Genomic DNA, 17,404 nt, shown 5'->3' on the forward strand with positions numbered 1-17,404 from the left:
CGGAACCTGGTTTCCGGTGCTCATAAACGAATACTAATCATTTAATTTTTCAGATTATGAAGAAAATATATTATCCTTTGGCTTGCTGCCTTATTGGCGGTATACTCGCTTCTTGTGGCGGCGGTGCAAAAAAATCGAACGCTACGGAGGAAGCAGCGGCTCCTACTACTACTGCGGTGTCTTATTCCAAGTCTCTGAAAGCGCCTGAAACGGACAGCTTGAACCTGCCGATTGATGCGGACGGTTATATCACTATCTTTGATGGAAAGAGCCTGGACGGATGGCGTGGATACGGTAAGGACAAAGTGCCTTCCAGATGGATTATTGAGGATGGTTGCCTCAAATTCTGTGGAACCGGTACCGGCGAAGGACAGACCGGTGAAGGCGGTGACTTGATTTTCGCCCATAAGTTCAAGAACTTTGAGCTGGAACTGGAATGGAAGATTTCCAAAGGTGGTAACTCCGGTATCTTCTATCTGGCTCAGGAAGTTACTTCAAAGGACAAGGACGGCAACGAAGTGCTGGAACCCATCTATATCTCTGCTCCCGAATTCCAGGTGCTGGACAACGCCAATCATCCGGATGCCAAGCTGGGTAAGGACAATAACCGTCAGGCTGCTTCCTTGTACGACATGATACCTGCTGTTCCGCAGAACGCCAAACCTTTCGGCGAATGGAACAAGGCCAAGATTATGGTATACAAAGGTACTGTAGTTCACGGACAGAACGATGAAAATGTACTGGAGTATCACTTGTGGACTAAGCAGTGGACTGAAATGTTGCAGGCAAGCAAGTTCAGCGAAGAGAAGTGGCCCTTGGCTTTCGAACTGTTGAACAACTGTGGCGGCGAAAACCACGAAGGCTTTATCGGTGTGCAGGATCATGGCGACGATGTTTGGTACCGCAACATCCGTGTAAAGGTTCTCGACTAATTCCTTCTAAAAAGATAGTACTATGAGAATCAAACATATGATGATTTTGTCAGCACTGTGCTTATCCATGATGGCCACAAGCTGCAGCAGCCACAGCACGGAAACGGCGCCGGAAACGACGAAAAAGGAAGTAGCCATCCAGCTCTATTCTGTAAGAGACTTGGTGAAGGACGGCAGTAACCTCGACCAGATTCTGAAGGATTTGGCTGATATGGGCTATACCAGTGTGGAGGCCGCCAACTACAATGACGGTAAGTTCTACGGCAAGACTCCCCAGGAGTTCAAACAGATGGTGGAAAAGAGCGGTATGACCGTGCTTTCTTCGCACACTACCCACGGGTTGTCGGACGAGGAACTGGCTTCGGGCGACTTTACGGAAGCCTTGAAATGGTGGGATCAGTGCATTGCTGCCCATAAGGAGGCCGGTATGGAGTATATCGTGACTCCGTATCTCTCCGTTCCCAAGACATTGAAAGACTTGCAGACCTACTGCGACTATTACAATGAAGTGGGCAAGCACTGCCAGGCTGCCGGTTTGAAATACGGTTACCACAATCATGCCCATGAATTCCAGAAAGTGGAAGACAAGGAGCTGATGCTGGACTACATGCTGCAACACACCAATCCCGAATATGTATTCTTCCAGATGGACGTTTACTGGGTAGTGCGCGGCCAGAACAGCCCGGTGGATTACTTCAACAAGTATCCCGGACGCTTCACCATGCTCCATATCAAGGATCACCGCGAGATTGGGCAGAGTGGTATGGTAGGTTATGATGCTATCTTCAAGAATACGGATACTGCTGGCGTGCGCCACATCGTAGCTGAGATTGAGAAATACAGCTGCCCCGTAGAAGAGAGTGTGAAGCAGAGTCTTGACTACTTGCTTGATGCTCCTTTCGTGAAGGCATCGTATAGCAAATAAAACATGATGGCGGCTATTCATTCATAAGCTCGGCCGCATCATTTTCTTGACGCGGGCACAACCGGATGAAGAATCCGGGGTGCCCGCGTTTTTTTACTTCCTTCCGAAGTCGGCCGGAATTTCCCCCCATTGCTTTGTCTCCCATTTTAGGATGCGGGTGGTGTAGGTGTTTTCGCGCAACCACTTCTCCGCACGTTCTATTAGGCGGAAAAGCTCTTCGGTCTTGGCGTCGCGCGGCAGTTTGGTTTTGCATTTTTTCTGTTTTATCCAGTTGATGGCGTTCACGCTGTCACTGTAGATGGGCATGTCGAAACCTTTCTGTTTCAACAAGGCAAGTCCGTGGACAATGGCGAGGAATTCGCCGATATTGTTGGTTCCATACATCGGCCCGAAGTGAAAGATTTCCTGACGGCTGGCGACGTGTACTCCCCGGTACTCCATGGCACCGGGATTTCCGCTGCAGGCGGCGTCTACGGCAAGGCTGTTTTCTGCGACGGCGGCAGGAAGGGGAGCGTCGGCGCCGGGAATAGTCTTGGCAGGAGAGGGAGCCGACCGCTTGATGTACGTGTACGGCGAAGAGGCAAAGGCTTTTTCCGCTTCCTCGCGTGATTCGAACGACTTGTATTTTGCTCCTTCGTAGCCTTTGGTCTGTAGTTGGCAGTCTGTCCAGGAAGTGTAGATACCCGGGCTGACTCCCGCCCATACGACGTAATATTTTTCTTTCTTCATAACTGCGGACAAAGGTAAAAAAGAAAATCCGAACAACTTAACTCTTTTATTTGTTTCTTTGTATGGCGGATATAAAATAAAGAAGAGAAGTCTCAATAAAAAAAGAAAGGACAAAAAATGAAGAGAACATTTGCAGAAGCCATGGCGCATCGCCGTAGTTATTACTCTATCGGCAGCGATTCGCCAGTACTGGATGAAGAAATAGTACACATTATTCGTGAAGCCGTAAAGAATGTGCCGTCAGCTTTCAATTCACAGTCTACAAGAATTGTATTGTTGCTGGGCGACGAACATAAAAAATTGTGGAACATCGTGAAGGAAACCCTGAAAGCACGCATCTCTGCCGAGGCTTTTGCCAAGACGGAAGCCAAGATTGACGGCTGTTTTGCCAGCGGACACGGTACTGTGCTCTATTTTGAAGATACTTCTGTAGTCAAGAAGCTGCAGGAAACATTCCCTTCCTATAAGGATAATTTCCCCACTTGGTCACAGCATACCTCCGCTATGCACCAGTTTGCCATCTGGACTATGCTGGAAGATATGGGGTTGGGCGCCTCCCTGCAACATTATAACCCCTTGATTGACGACGAGGTACGTCGCACCTGGAACCTGCCCGACGACTGGATGATGATTGCACAGATGCCCTTCGGTACACCCACCGGTGAACCGGGAGAAAAGGAATTCGAAGATTTAAGCAAGCGTATCAAAATTTTTCTCTGATACAGAGGCGTTTTCAGCTTGGAATTGCTACCTTTGCAGGAAACCTGTAACTCGTAGCAGATATGATACGTATTTTCTTGACCGGCTACATGGGAGCCGGTAAAACTACTTTAGGAAAGGCTTTTGCCCGCGAAATGAATGTGCCGTTCATTGATTTGGACTGGTACATCGAAGAACGTTTTCACAAATCAATCCGTGAATTGTTCACCGAGCGGGGAGAAGCCTCTTTTCGTGAATTGGAGCGGAACATGCTGCATGAAGTAGGGGAATTTGAGGATGTCGTGGTCTCTACCGGCGGTGGTACTCCTTGTTTTTTTGACAATATGGAGTACATGAACGGTTGCGGGCAGACGGTGTTCCTGGATGTACACCCCGATATTCTGTTCCGCCGGCTCCGGGTGGCGAAGCAGCAGCGCCCCATCCTGCAAGGCAAGACGGACGAGGATTTGCGCACCTTCATTGTGGAGGCGCTGGCCAAGCGTGCGCCTTTCTACTCGCAGGCCCGTTATCGTTTTGATGCCGGTTATCTGGAAAGCCGTAGCCAGATTAGCGAATCCGTGCAACGGTTACGCCAACTTTTAGGACTTTAATCCCTTGTAAATGTGTATTTTTCAGTCCGAGGAGCTGGATATATTAGATTTATGTGTATTTTTGTCGCCCCCTTTAATAAGACACACTATAGTGGGAAAATAGTAAATTGTAAATAGTCTAATAGTAAATGTACTGATGAGAAAATGGCGTATTGAAGATTCAGAAGAGCTGTACAACGTAACTGGTTGGGGCACTTCGTACTTTGGTATCAATGACAAAGGTCATGTTGTGGTGACACCGCGTAAGGATGGAGTTGCCGTCGATTTAAAAGAGTTGGTGGACGAGTTGCAGTTGCGCGATGTAGCGGCTCCGGTCTTGGTGCGTTTTCCCGATATTCTGGACAACCGCATCGAGAAGGTGTCCTGCTGCTTCAGACAGGCAGCCGACGAGTACGGGTATAAAGGAGAGAACTTTATTATCTATCCCATTAAAGTGAATCAGATGCGTCCCGTGGTAGAAGAGATGATTAACCATGGGAAGAAGTTCAATCTGGGGCTGGAAGCGGGTTCAAAGCCGGAGTTGCATGCTGTGATAGGGGTCAATACAGACCCGGGTTCCCTCGTGGTTTGTAACGGATATAAGGACGAGAGCTTCATTGAACTGGCACTGTTGGCACAGAAAATGGGCAAACGCATTTTTCTTGTTGTAGAGAAACTTAATGAGTTGAATCTTATTGCCAAGATGGCGAAGCAATTGAAGGTGAAACCTAATATCGGCATTCGCATTAAATTGGCTTCCAGTGGAAGTGGCAAATGGGAAGAAAGCGGAGGAGATGCCAGCAAGTTCGGACTGACATCCAGTGAACTGCTCGAAGCGCTGGACTTCTTGGAGAAAAAAGATATGAAGGACTGTCTGAAGCTGATACATTTCCATATCGGCAGTCAGATAACCAAGATACGCCGCATCAAGAATGCTTTGCGTGAAGCTTCGCAATTCTTTGTGCAGCTGAACAAGATGGGCTTCAACATCGAATTCGTGGATACCGGTGGCGGTATGGGAGTTGATTATGACGGTACACGCTCTTCAAGTAGCGAAAGCTCCGTCAACTATTCCATCCAGGAATATGTCAACGATGTGGTGTCGACTTTCGTCGATGTTGCCGACAAACACGGGTTCCCTCATCCCAATATCATTACCGAGACGGGACGCAGCCTGACTGCCCATCACTCCGTGCTTATCTTCGAAGTGCTGGAAACGGCTTCCCTGCCCGAAATGGACGACGACTGGGAACCGGGAGAGGATGCTCACGAACTGGTGAAGGAACTGTATGACATCTGGGATAATCTGAGCCAGCGCAGTATGCTGGAACCTTGGCACGATGCGCAGCAGATACGCGAAGAGGCACTCGACCTTTTCAGCCATGGCATCGTCGACCTGAATACGCGTGCACAAATAGAGAAACTCTACTGGAGTATCTGCCGCGAAATCAACTCCATTGCCAGCGGCATGAAGCACTGCCCCGAGGAATTCCGCAAGTTGAGCAAGCTGCTTGCCGACAAGTATTTCTGTAACTTCTCGCTGTTCCAGTCATTGCCCGATTCCTGGGCCATCGACCAGATGTTCCCCATCATGCCCATACAGCGGCTGGATGAAAGACCCGACCGTGAGGCTACCTTGCAGGACATGACTTGCGACTCGGACGGCAAGATTGCCAATTTCGTCAGCTCGCGTGCCGATACGACCACCCTGCCGTTGCACTCGTTGCGCGACAAGGAACACTACTATCTGGCGGTTTTTCTGGTCGGAGCTTATCAAGAGATTCTGGGAGATATGCACAATCTGTTTGGTGATACGAATGCCGTGCATGTGTCTGTCAATTCCAAAGGCTACACCATCGACCAACTGATTGACGGCGAGACGGTGGCTGAGGTGTTGGATTACGTGCAATATAATCCTAAAAAACTGGTACGTACGCTGGAAACTTGGGTGACGCAGTCCGTCAAGGAAGGGCGTATCTCTGTGGAAGAAGGGAAGGAATTCTTGTCTAATTACCGTTCCGGACTGTACGGATATACTTATTTGGAATAAAATGGAGAAACTGACTGTAATAAAGGTGGGTGGCAAGATCGTAGAAGAGGAAGCCACCCTCTATAAGTTATTGGATGACTTTGCAGCCATCGAAGGCTACAAGGTCTTGGTACACGGAGGCGGACGCTCGGCCACGAAGCTCGCTGCCCAACTGGGTATTGAAAGTAAAATGGTGAATGGCCGCCGCATCACTGATACCGAAACGCTGAAGGTGGTGACCATGGTGTATGGCGGACTGGTGAATAAGAATATCGTTGCCGGCTTGCAGGCGCGTGGTGTCAATGCACTGGGCTTGACGGGAGCCGATATGGATGTAATCCGTTCGGTAAAGCGTCCCGTGAAGGAGGTGGATTATGGGTTTGTGGGCGATGTGAAGCAGGTGAATGATGCTTTCTTGGCAGACCTCATTCATAAGGGTGTGGTTCCCGTGATGGCTCCGTTGACACACGATGGAGACGGGCACATGCTGAATACGAATGCCGACACTATTGCCGGAGAGACCGCCAAGGCTTTGGCAGGTTTGTTCGATGTAACTTTGGTGTTCTGCTTTGAAAAGAAGGGTGTGCTGCGCAGCGAAGACGATGATGACAGCGTGATTCCACAGATAACGCCGGAGGAATTTAAGCAATATGTAGCCGATGGAGTGATTCAAGGTGGCATGATTCCAAAATTGGAGAACTCTTTCGAGGCGTTGAATGCGGGTGTGTCCGAAGTCGTAATCACTTTAGCATCAGCCATCAACGGGAACAGTGGAACCCGTATCCGAAAATAATTCAAAAAAAACGGCAATAGGCTGTAACTTTCTGAATACTTAACCGTCAATTTATTAGAGATGCAAGAACTCAGCTTTCGCAATGACATTCTCCCGCTGAAGGACAAGCTCTTTCGGTTAGCCCTGAGAATTACGTTCGATAGGGCAGAGGCAGAGGATGTCGTGCAGGAAACGCTGATAAGGGTCTGGAACAAGCGTGACGAGTGGTCGCAATTCGGCTCTATCGAAGCCTATTGCCTGACAGTGGCAAGAAATCTGGCGATAGACCGTAGCGAGCGAAAAGACTCCCGTACCGTGGAGCTGACCCCCGAAATGGAGCAGGCCTCCGATGCATCGGGCCCTTACGAGAAGCTGGTGAACAAGGAACGGATGGCGTTGATACATCGGCTGATGAACAAGCTTCCCGAAAAACAGCGGTTGATTATGCAGCTTAGGGATGTGGAAGGTAAGAGCTATAAAGAAATAGCAGCGGTCCTGAACTTGACCGAGGAGCAGGTAAAAGTGAACCTCTTCAGGGCGCGGCAAAAAGTAAAACAAACGTTTATTGATATAGAAGGTTATGGACTCTAAATATATAGAACAACTCTTGGAACGCTACTGGCAGTGCGAAACTTCTTTGGAAGAGGAAGCATGCCTGCGTGCTTTCTTTAGCGGTAACGATGTTCCCGGACACTTGCTTCGCTACAAGGACTTGTTCGTATATCAGCAGCTTCAGCAGGAAGTGCATTTGGGTGAGGATTTTGATGCCCGGGTGCTTGCCGAAGTGGAAGTTCCGGTGGTCAAGGCAAAGCGCATGACATTGACCGCACGTTTCATGCCGTTGTTCAAAGCCGCTGCAGTAGTGGCAGTGGTCCTTTCTATGGGGAATGTGATGCAACATTCATTTTTCTCGGATGTAGAGGAGGTGGCCGCAGCCGATACTATCGGTAAACAGATTTCCGCACCGTCGGTAGCTCTTTCGGGAGATGTGCCCGTGTCTCATGAGAAGCAGGTGATGGACAGCCTGCGCCGGGTGAACAAGGAGCTGGAAATCAAGGAATAGATATTTTCATTTGCTTTTAAAATAACATTTTCATTTGCTTTAAACATAATAATAGTTAGTGTGCTTTATTAAAACAACTTGAGGCTGTGAAGTTTCAATTCTCTCAAAATCTTATAAAAACTAACTAAAATAGAAGGGACGCCGCGTGATGCAGCGTCCCTTTGTTGTTCTTGCCTGTGGGTTACAAGGCTTTTTATTTAAGGGAGTTATTATTTACAGTATATATAGTTTGGAGTCTGCCGTTTTTTTTCTCAACTTTACTCACTGCAAATATATACAATGGAGAAGATGAGAAACATACTATACATCTGTATTATGCTTTTAGGCATTATGTGCTTTGTAGGCTGTAATGACTGTCATGGCAACAAAAAACTTTTGGCGCAGACCGACTCTTTGTTGCAGAGCCGTCCGGACAGTGCGCTGAAGTTGCTTAATTCCATAGAAAAGGATGTCGGGTTTTCAGAAGCGGAGTGGATGCAGTTCGTTTGGAACTGTGCGCAGGCCCGCTACCGTATGGGTATGTCATTGGCGGAAGATTCGCTGCTTCCTGAAGCGATACACTACTATCGTGAGCGGAAAGACTCTTCCCGTATGCTTGATGGCTACCTGCTTGAAGCCTCCTATTATAAATGGATGAAGCAGGAGGAGCGCATGGATGAAGCGATTGAGAATGGCTTGGACTATGCCATAGCCCGGAAAGACACCTTCTGGCTTCTTCTTTTTTATCGGGGAAAGGCAGAGGTGGCTTATCAGAGAAATGATCACTCCCAGGTGATAGAGCTGATGGAAAAGATATTGCAATACGCTGATAAACTGTCTGTCCGAGAACGTAGTTCCGTATTCTATAACTTAGGACTTAATATGGCGTTGATTAACCATCCTTCTTCTTCTGATTATTTTGAACGGAGCATCGATATGGCATTGGCGGCAGCCGATACGGCTTCGGCTTGTCACTATATGAGGAACTATGCCACAGCGCTTGCCAATAACCGCGAATACGTCAAATCCAATGACCTCCTGCGCCGTGTCAAACGTCTGATGCCGGCAGTGGGTAACCATGTGATGCTGCAAATTACCTTTGCCGAAAACTTTCTCAACCTTCATCAGCTTGATTCTGCCCGTTACTACTGGAACCAGGCATGGGCCAATGAACAGAATCACGGAGGAGATAAAGCCGAAGGCTTCTCCGTACGCAGTGCATTGGTACAGCTGAAAACCGTTCTGGACTATACTTCCGGTACACCTTTGGATATTATCACCTTCGGCAGGTTTGCCGACTCCGTCAGAGTTGAGATGAGGGACCAGAACAGTGTAATAGAGCAACAGCTGGAGACCAAGAACAATCTTCAGCGGTTGAACTACGAGCTGATAATCAAGCGGCAAAAGACGCGGATGTATTCTGTACTGGTTGCCGTTCTGCTTGTCGGGGTGCTGCTGTCCTTGAGTTTCTATATCCGCAACAGAAGGAAACGCCTTGCCGAAGCCGAAGAACGTATTGATACACTGACCCGTCTACTGGAAGATGCCCAGAAGGCATCGGATAACCAAGAGGAGAATAGCGACGCTTTCTTCAAGAAGTTGCTTCTGCAGCAGCTGGGTATCATACGGCTTGTTGCCAATACACCTACCTCACAGAACCAGGCATTGCTGAAACTTATCTCGGGCATCAGCAATAAGGAGATTCCGGTGGAAGGACTGCTTGCCTGGGCGGACCTTTATCCGGTAATCGATAGACTATACGACGGATTCTACTCCCGCATGGTGGAAAGATTCGGACAACTCTTATCCGATAAGGAAGTGCAGATATGCTGCTTGCTCTGTGCAGGTTTCTCCACCAAAGAAATCGGAGTGGTGACCCAACAGACAAGTGCGACCATCTACGTGCGTAAAACTTCCATCCGAAAGAAGATAAATGCAGGCGAAAAACAGGATATTGTGGAGTGCATAAGAGGCATTTAGACCGGAAGAGGCCGGATTAAGACTTTTATAATATGTCATTGTTGATAATCAGTGCTTTATGTGCTAAGTATTAAGACTTTTAATAGTGCGATTTAGTAGGAGTTAAGAGACTTCTTGCCTTAACTTTGCATCAAATCAAAAAACAGAAAGTCTTATGAAAAGTACATTCAGAACAATGGCAATCGCAGCGTGTTTCGCACTTGTATCTCTTACTTCATGTTACTTCCCCGGAAGCGACCAGTATAAAATAAAGTCGGCAACTAAGGAATATGTTAAGTCGCAGTTAGGCGAAGGTGAGAAATTCCGTTACGGATACCTGGAGCGTAAATGTGGTCGTAACGTAGACGGCAAATTTTGCAAGTATGCCGAAGTGCACTATGAGGTAATAAGCGCGTCGGGCGAAACTTCAGAGAAAATGCTCTTTCTGCTGATGTCGGAACATTGCGATTCCGTATTGGATATCTCGGAGGAGAGAGACAAGGAGTGGACCAATAAAGAAACTCTTTCGTCAGAAGAGATAAAGGCAATCATCGAGTCAGCTTTAAAAGACAAACTCTAAACACCGGCATTTATGAAAAAGATTCTTGTTATAGCTATCGTATGCCTGTTGGGTAGCTTTGCCGCAGCGGCACAAACAGTGAAAGTAAACGGTACAATTGTAGATGAACAGAACCGTCCGGTGGAATTTGTCAATGTAGCCTTGATTTCCTTGCCCGACTCTTCATTCGTTACGGGAAGCACCACTGATGGCAAAGGTAAATTTGCTTTGAGAGCCACTGCCGGTTCGGATTTCCTGTTAAGACTCTCTTATATCGGTTACGTCGGCGAACAGATTGTCATCAGGACTCCCCAAGGCACTGTGCAGATGGGAGACATTATCTTGAAAGAACAGTCGGTAGCACTGGACGAGGTGGTAATATCGGGCAGCAATATCACGCAGAAGGTAGACCGCATGGTTGTAGTACCCACCGCTACTGCCATGAAGAATTCCTATAATCCCTACGACCTGATGCTGAACCTTGCCATTCCGCACTTGAAGGTGGATGCTCTTGGTAAAGGCCTGGAAGCCAATGGCGGCAGCGTACAGACACGTATCAACGGTATTGTGGCTACCTCCACCGAAGTGGCAGCCCTCCTGCCCAAGGAGATTGTAAGAATAGAATTCATTGAAAATCCGGGAGAGCGCTATGGCGACAGCAGCCTGGGGGCTGTGGTAGACATCATTGTCCGCCGCCGCGAAACGGGCGGACTGGTCAATATACAAGCCACTAATGCTCCCCACATATTGTTTAGCGAGGACAATGTGGTGGCCAAGTTCAATCATAAAAAGTCACAATGGGGATTGTTCTATAACTTGTCTGCCCGTAACTTCAAGAAAACGTATACGGATATAGATGAGACATATGTGTTGGAAAATAAGACGATACATCGTGTGCAGGAGGGGCTTCACGACCAAAACAAGCACTTTACCCACAATATCGACCTCTCTTACAATCTGACGGAGCAGGATAAGTACGTATTCAACGTCGTGTTCCGCAACAGTATCTATGATGCTCCCTCTCTGAACCAGTCGAACAAGCTGTATGATGCTGCGGATGCCGATAACTATATCTTCTCCGGACTGAAGAACAAGCAGTCCGGCTACACTCCTTCGCTCGACCTTTATTACCAGCGTACATTACCGAAGAATCAGATGCTTACGATGAGCGTGACCGGTACGCTGATGCACACCGACAATAACAGGCTCTACCACGAATATACTCCTCAAGCCGAAGACCTGGCGATGCTTGAAACCGATGTGACGGGAAACAAGCGTTCCATCATCGGTGAAGCCATCTACGACAAGCGTTTCAAGTCCCTCGTATTCAGTTCCGGATTGCGGCACTACCGGATGTATGCCAGGAACGAGTATGCAGGCTCCTCACCCGTCGTTTCGGAAATGAACCAGGCAAAGACAGCGGCGTTTGCCGAGGTGCAGGGAAATATCAAGAAAGTGAGTTATGGTGTGAGTGCCGGATTGACCCGCTCTTATTTCAAGGAAGGAGGGGAGGAACATACCTATTACACCTTTACCCCCACTGTCCGTCTGAACTTCTCGCCGCACAAGAACGGCAACATCAACTATCGGTTCAATGTCGAACCCAAGATTCCTTCGCTCAGTGCGTTGACCAATGTGGAGCAGGCGATAGATACCATCCAGATAGTACGCGGCAATCCGGCATTGGAGACTTACAGTGTCTTTAACAATACGTTGAACTACTCCTATATGAAGCAGAAGTTCGTCTTCATGCTGAATGTGACACATGGCTATCACAAGAATATCATCATGGAGAGTGTGTTTGCCGAGGGAGACAAGTTGGTTTCGATGAGCGAGAACCAGCGTTCTGCACAGTTTCTGCGCTTTGGCCCTTCTTTCACATTCCGCGGACTGAACATTGGTAGTCTGAAGAATTTCCTGACGCTGAGTATAGATGGTGGATTTACACGTTACTGGTCTAACGGCAATACCTATACCCATACGTATAATGACTTCTATTACAATCTGGTTGCCGTGTTCAATTATAAGCAGTTCTCTCTGTTGGGACAATTCAGTAAAAGGGCGAACGAACTGATGGGCGAAACGATTTATAAGGGCGAGAATCAGACTGCCATTCTGGCCACTTATACCCACAAGCGCCTGCAGCTGGGGGTAGGGATGATGTTCCCGTTCACCAACAACTACAAGACGGGTAAGGAACGGGTAAGCAAAGTGGCACCCTATACCTCGTGGAGCCATGCGAAAGAGATAGGACAGATGGCGGTTATCAAGCTGAGTTATAACTTCGAGTTCGGCAAGCGTTACAAATCATCCGACAGACGCATCAATAACAGCGACAATGAGTCGGGTATTCTGAATGTAGATAAATGATAGTTGTTCCCGTGCTTCGGAGATGTGGGGCGTACAAAAAACGAAGGACTTCCTCGCGGGAGTCCTTCGTCATCTTTATAGGTAATTATTTGAGAGAGAATTTAGTTTAGGCTTATAATTATTAATCTTAAAGTCTATATTTTCCAATGTTAGAGCTTATACAGTCCTTTCTTCGGATAATCCAGTTCCGGATTGCCCTTGTAGCCTACACTGCCACTTCCGCTGGTGCGTACTTTCAGGAAATCTGTGGCATGGCACTTGATGTCGCCTGAACCGGCAACACTGGCGGATGCTTTCTTGGCAACGAAATCGGAAGCAAACAAATCACCCGAACCTGCCACACTGTATTCAGCTTCTTGGGTGCTGCCACTCAGGATAGCGGTGCCCGAACCGGCAACGGATGCTTTGGTGAAGTTGGCCGTTACGTTGTTCAGCTTCATGTCACCTGAACCTGCAACGGATACTTGGAGGTCATTGCAAGTGATGTCGCTGCTGTTGATGTCTCCCGAGCCTGCGATGGAAATATCGAGGTCTATGCAGGAGATGTTGTTTCCACTGATGTCACCCGAACCGGCTACGGAAATTTTGAGGTTGTCCGTCTTCAGTCCGTTTTTCAGTTCCACGTCTCCCGAACCTGCCACGGCAATGCCGTTCAACTTTTCTGCGGACACACGTACTTCCAGTTTATTGTAGGATACGCTGACATTCTTCTTGAAGCCGATGTAGAGAGTATTGTCCTTGACACGGATATCCAGTAAGTCTACAATGTTGTCCGAGGTGTATACTTCCACTGTCGGTTTGCCGGACTTCTGCGTGTAGGTCACGTCGGGGCTGCCGGCTACACTCAGCTTGGTGAAGTTGTTCACTTTTATGTCTTTGGTTACATAGTTCTTGCTTGCCTTGACCGTCTTGCTGCCGAAGCCTCCGGAACGGTATGTGTGTTGTTGTGAACAAGCGGTTGTACTGAATGCCAATAAGGCGATTGCGATAAATGTTGTTAGAGCTTTCATATTTTTTTGTTTTTTGTGATTCAGTATTTATTAGTTAGACGTGATTTGCCTTGAAAAAGTTGCATGTAGAAATGCTTTTTTCAAAGGACGCTCGGTCATCATACTTTAATCAATTATTGTGCCACAAGTGTAAGTCGCTGATAACTAAAGTGTAATAACTTTTACATAGTGTTCATTATCGGACACTCCGTCCGCTTTTGTCAGGTGTTTGCTTGCTTTTTTGGACGATTCTTTGTTCATTTGCAAAGCCTCTTCCCCGCCCCTTCCTACGGGAGAGGCTTTGATTTATGACAGTAAACCGCATTATAGAAGATAAAGAGCTAGGTCCTTTGTTTGTCCGGGTCAATGCCCGGGCACGGCGTCTCACTTTCCGTACAAAGGAGGATGGAATTCACGTGACCGTGCCTCCCCGGACTTCTCTTGCCGAGGTAGAGAATGCCATCGAGCAGCTTCGTCCGCGTTTGAGGGCTGCCAGACAGAAGCAGGTCAGAAAGCTGATTGATTTGGATTACCGCATTGATACGGAGTTCTTCAAGCTGACGTTGGTCGGCGGACAACGGGAACGGTTCTTGTCCCGTTCCGAGTTGGGAGAAATGCAGATAATCTGTCCGCCGGATGCGGATTTCTCGGATGAGAATCTGCAGGCTTGGCTACGTAAGGTGATTGAGGAGGCTTTGCGACGGAATGCAAAGATTATTCTTCCTCCCCGCCTGTATATGCTTTCCATGCAACATAACCTTCCTTACAAGAGTGTGAAGATTAATTCCAGTAGCGGGCGTTGGGGAAGCTGTTCCACGCGTGGCAATATCAATCTGTCCTATTACCTGGTACTTCTTCCCAAACATCTGATAGACTATGTGTTGCTGCACGAACTGGCGCATACCCGCGAGATGAATCACGGGAAACGTTTCTGGGCTTTGCTCGACCGGATGACTGATGGAAGGGCTCAGGCATTGAGAACAGAACTCCGGAAATACAAAACGGAGATATAGCGGTCTGCCTCTTCTATCACGTTTGAAAGGTATCTCAGAAAGTTAATACCGGTATGGATAATGCGAGATTATTAACAGAAGCAAAATGTCATGTTTGATTATAAAGAAATAGAACGAACAATCAAAGATAACCATCTTCCATTTCAGGAAATAGGAGATGTCGATAAAGAGATTTTAATACAACGGTTATATGACACATTTGTAATTGGAAATCCTCGTGCATTATGGCTGAAATTTAAATATGTGCCATATAGTATAGATTGTAACATGGAAGATCCTTATTTTCATCTATTGGATATAATTGACAAAAATATCGTTTTCTATTTTTTTATTGATTATTGGAACAGGGATTTTATCGTTTATAAAGCAAGAATGTCTGATATACATATATTTATCGGCGACTGTGAGGGGCTTGACGAATATTACTTGGTAACAGAGGATTTTATGGAACTGTATAGTATAACAGACCATGATGATTTGCTTTATATTGATGTAAGAAAAAATAAAATGAAAGTTGATAACGTCTGACAACACTCCTTGCTGAGCTTTTTTATTCCTGCGCCAGTTGTTTTACCTCTTCTCCTTCCTTCTCGAACCGGTATTCTCCTCCTTTTTCGCTAAGCTCAAACAGGGAAAGCTTCTCGGTTGCATTGTTCACAATCATCAGTGCGCTTTGTTCGGCAAAGCGTTTCACCTCGAGGATGAAAGGTTCTTCCGTCATGGTGCGGTTCACCAGCAGGCTGTCGTTGATGAAGATGGAGGTGGAGTCTCCGGCAAAGCCTTTCGTCAGTGTGATGGTATAGGTTTCGATGAAGTTGCGGTTTTCCGCTTTCTGTTGTTGCAGCCTCATGCTCATGTAGACAAAGATGACGACTACGAAAATCACGGCAAAGGCAAGGATGCCGTTGCCTACCATAAACTGTTTGTTGGTATTAAGACGATGTGCCATATACGGTTGGTTTTAAGAAACACTGCAAATGTAATGAATAAAATTGAACCGGAGGATAAACATTTGAACAAATAGGAAAGAATGCTTTGAGGGTAATTCGCTAATATTGCGGTCGTAAAACAAATTGTTAAAGATACTATGAAACTGAATTTCATTTTTGGGCTCTTGTTTTCTGTAGTTGCATTGCAGATGAAAGGGGCTGGTGGAACCCCTGAAGGGCTTCCTCCGTTTGTTCGTTTTCCTGGGTTGGAGCAGGAAGTTTACATTACGCGTGATACGTGCAAAAGTGTAGAGGGACGTTTTCCCGGCTTCTCCCCTTTTTTCGTGATTTATCCGGACAAGCCGTGCGATGCTTCCGAAGCGGCGGCGTTGACGGATGAATTGGGTATTGCGTCCTATGCGCACACCTATTCGGGGACGGTCTGTGTGATGAACCCCTTGGGAAAGGAGTATGATGCGGTGAAGGATTTGGAAGCTTATAAGAATTTCCTGAACAAGATGCGTGTTTTTACTAATCTGAAGATAATCGGTATAGGTAAGGGGGCGACGTTCGTTAATAGAACCATTGCCGGACATGCGGGTGCTGTTGCCGGTATCGTATCGCTGAATGGCCGACCGGCCAAGACGGCTGAGGGTGCCGCCCCCGTTCCTGCTTTTATTGCCGGAACACACAGTCGGCAGGTAGCGGCAGCCTATATCTTGCAGAATCAGGCGGAACCGGTGCGGAAAGAAGACGGGTTGGCTTGTTATGCCAACCGGCAGGAGCCTCTACAGCAGGTTGTGGTGAGTGCAAACAAGTACATTTCCCTGAAAGAAGCTTTTGCGGAAGCTTGGAAGACTTTGCTTTGCAAGAACTACCGTTTCAACAATTACGAACATACTTGGTACACGGGAGCTCAATTCGACCAATATGGTACGTATGAGCTGGAGCCGTATATCATGCCCGAAGATTGGGGAATCACTCGTCGTGTGATGAAGAAAGACCTTATCGGTACAGGCGATTTCCTATGGTATGAATTCCATCCGGAAGCTACTTTGAAGGCAGAAAAGGCTTCTGTGCCGTTGTTGCTTTTGCTGCATGGCAACAACAATGATCCGCGTACACAGGCTGAGACATCCGGCTTCATTGAGTTGGCGGTTGAGGAGAACTTCATTGTTGCCGAATTGGAGTGGCAGGGCAACGGTTATGCTCCTATGGGGTTGGACGGCATCGAGCAGGTGGTGTATCATCTGTTGAAGACCTATCCGCAGATAGACCCTTCGCGGGTATATGCCGAAGGGCTTTCGGCAGGAGCCGCCACGGCTACGGGACTTGGTATACGCAAGTCGCACGTATTTGCCGCTGTGGGTGCCCAATCGGCTGGGCTGACCCCCGACCGGTATATGTTCGGTTACAGTGGCGAAGCCCTGATGAACGAGGCGGTGCAGAAACGGGGCAGTGTGGAGACCGCTTATTTCTCTGTGACGGGTACGGACGACGAAGTCGTGCCTTTTGTAAACGAAAACAATTGGCGCACCAATGCCTTCTTCTGTGCCTGGACTGCCTATCAGACCATGAACGGCATGGAGGTGAGCAGCCGGCCTGACTTTTCCAAAGATGCCACCTTCGGCATAGCACTAAAGGATAGGGAAGTGATTTCCACCAACAAGCGCGTCACGATGGAAGCGGGAGTACTTTACAAGGGAGACATTCCGCTGATTAAAGTTGTGGCTGTGAATGACTACGGTCATTGGAACTTCAAGCCTGATGCACGGTTGATGTGGGATTTCATGAAACAATTCTCCCGCGACCCGCGGACGAAGAAACTGGTTTATGGCAAGCGATGATTGGCGGCTTTTATCAGAAG

Annotated in this window: 17 protein-coding genes; 14 read left to right on the forward strand and 3 right to left on the reverse strand. The window is 47.6% G+C overall.

Features of this window, described 5'->3' with window-relative positions; genetic code table 11:
* Positions 1-56 precede the first annotated feature (56 nt).
* Both DWZ03_RS08970 and DWZ03_RS08975 read left to right on the forward strand, forming a co-directional pair.
* The gene (locus tag DWZ03_RS08970) at positions 57-932 is read left to right on the forward strand and encodes a DUF1080 domain-containing protein (protein ID WP_120129677.1); all 876 of its coding nucleotides are present in this window, start codon (positions 57-59) and stop codon (positions 930-932) included.
* A gap of 22 nt (positions 933-954) precedes the next feature.
* Positions 955-1,857: a sugar phosphate isomerase/epimerase family protein gene (locus DWZ03_RS08975; RefSeq protein ID WP_005833753.1), complete on the forward strand. Its 903-nt coding sequence runs from the start codon at positions 955-957 to the stop codon at positions 1,855-1,857.
* 93 nt (positions 1,858-1,950) lie between these two features.
* On the opposite strand, the gene DWZ03_RS08980 is transcribed toward DWZ03_RS08975, so the two are convergent.
* Entirely contained in the window at positions 1,951-2,586 is a 636-nt protein-coding gene (locus DWZ03_RS08980; RefSeq protein WP_120129738.1) for a viroplasmin family protein, read from the reverse strand.
* A gap of 117 nt (positions 2,587-2,703) precedes the next feature.
* Between DWZ03_RS08980 and DWZ03_RS08985 the strand changes: the two genes are divergently transcribed.
* The 9 genes from DWZ03_RS08985 (at position 2,704) to DWZ03_RS09025 (ending at position 12,606) form a co-directional block, all read left to right on the forward strand.
* Positions 2,704-3,306, forward strand: a complete 603-nt coding sequence (locus DWZ03_RS08985) for a nitroreductase family protein (RefSeq protein ID WP_044468416.1) — start codon at positions 2,704-2,706, stop codon at positions 3,304-3,306.
* A 62-nt stretch (positions 3,307-3,368) separates the two neighbouring features.
* Positions 3,369-3,896, forward strand: a complete 528-nt coding sequence (locus DWZ03_RS08990) for a shikimate kinase (RefSeq protein ID WP_016272059.1) — start codon at positions 3,369-3,371, stop codon at positions 3,894-3,896.
* Between the two features lie 136 nt (positions 3,897-4,032).
* Positions 4,033-5,925, forward strand: a complete 1,893-nt coding sequence (gene speA, locus DWZ03_RS08995; protein WP_005825878.1) for a biosynthetic arginine decarboxylase — start codon at positions 4,033-4,035, stop codon at positions 5,923-5,925.
* 1 nt (position 5,926) lies between these two features.
* The gene (gene argB / locus DWZ03_RS09000; RefSeq protein ID WP_005833745.1) at positions 5,927-6,697 is read left to right on the forward strand and encodes an acetylglutamate kinase; all 771 of its coding nucleotides are present in this window, start codon (positions 5,927-5,929) and stop codon (positions 6,695-6,697) included.
* Between the two features lie 60 nt (positions 6,698-6,757).
* On the forward strand, positions 6,758-7,267 hold the full coding sequence (locus DWZ03_RS09005) for an RNA polymerase sigma factor (protein ID WP_005825876.1): 510 nt from the start codon (positions 6,758-6,760) through the stop codon (positions 7,265-7,267).
* A complete protein-coding gene (locus tag DWZ03_RS09010) occupies positions 7,257-7,739 on the forward strand; it encodes a hypothetical protein (protein WP_005833742.1) in 483 nt (160 codons plus the stop codon). Before DWZ03_RS09005 ends, DWZ03_RS09010 begins: the two co-directional genes overlap by 11 nt.
* 279 nt (positions 7,740-8,018) lie before the next feature.
* Entirely contained in the window at positions 8,019-9,698 is a 1,680-nt protein-coding gene (locus tag DWZ03_RS09015; protein WP_044468420.1) for a LuxR C-terminal-related transcriptional regulator, read from the forward strand.
* 154 nt (positions 9,699-9,852) lie between these two features.
* A complete protein-coding gene (locus DWZ03_RS09020) occupies positions 9,853-10,257 on the forward strand; it encodes a hypothetical protein (RefSeq protein ID WP_005825870.1) in 405 nt (134 codons plus the stop codon).
* 12 nt (positions 10,258-10,269) lie between these two features.
* A complete protein-coding gene (locus DWZ03_RS09025; RefSeq protein WP_016272054.1) occupies positions 10,270-12,606 on the forward strand; it encodes a TonB-dependent receptor in 2,337 nt (778 codons plus the stop codon).
* 149 nt (positions 12,607-12,755) lie between these two features.
* Here the strand turns inward: DWZ03_RS09025 and DWZ03_RS09030 are convergent, their stop codons facing one another.
* Entirely contained in the window at positions 12,756-13,616 is an 861-nt protein-coding gene (locus tag DWZ03_RS09030; protein ID WP_005833734.1) for a head GIN domain-containing protein, read from the reverse strand.
* Positions 13,617-13,903: 287 nt separating this feature from the next.
* Here DWZ03_RS09030 and DWZ03_RS09035 point away from each other — a divergent pair, with 287 nt between their 5' ends.
* Positions 13,904-14,608, forward strand: coding sequence for a SprT family zinc-dependent metalloprotease (locus DWZ03_RS09035; RefSeq protein WP_035457492.1), 705 nt, complete (start codon positions 13,904-13,906; stop codon positions 14,606-14,608).
* A gap of 90 nt (positions 14,609-14,698) precedes the next feature.
* Positions 14,699-15,136: a DUF6756 family protein gene (locus tag DWZ03_RS09040; protein ID WP_005833730.1), complete on the forward strand. Its 438-nt coding sequence runs from the start codon at positions 14,699-14,701 to the stop codon at positions 15,134-15,136.
* A gap of 22 nt (positions 15,137-15,158) precedes the next feature.
* Here the strand turns inward: DWZ03_RS09040 and DWZ03_RS09045 are convergent, their stop codons facing one another.
* Positions 15,159-15,557: a hypothetical protein gene (locus DWZ03_RS09045; RefSeq protein WP_005833728.1), complete on the reverse strand. Its 399-nt coding sequence runs from the start codon at positions 15,555-15,557 to the stop codon at positions 15,159-15,161.
* A 138-nt stretch (positions 15,558-15,695) separates the two neighbouring features.
* On the opposite strand from DWZ03_RS09045, the gene DWZ03_RS09050 reads away from it, so the two are divergent.
* A complete protein-coding gene (locus tag DWZ03_RS09050) occupies positions 15,696-17,384 on the forward strand; it encodes a PHB depolymerase family esterase (protein WP_044468376.1) in 1,689 nt (562 codons plus the stop codon).
* The last annotated feature ends 20 nt before the right edge of the window (positions 17,385-17,404 follow it).

Source organism: Bacteroides sp. AF29-11, from assembly GCF_003602895.1.
In the GTDB taxonomy this organism is placed as follows: Bacteria; Bacteroidota; Bacteroidia; order Bacteroidales; family Bacteroidaceae; genus Bacteroides; species Bacteroides uniformis.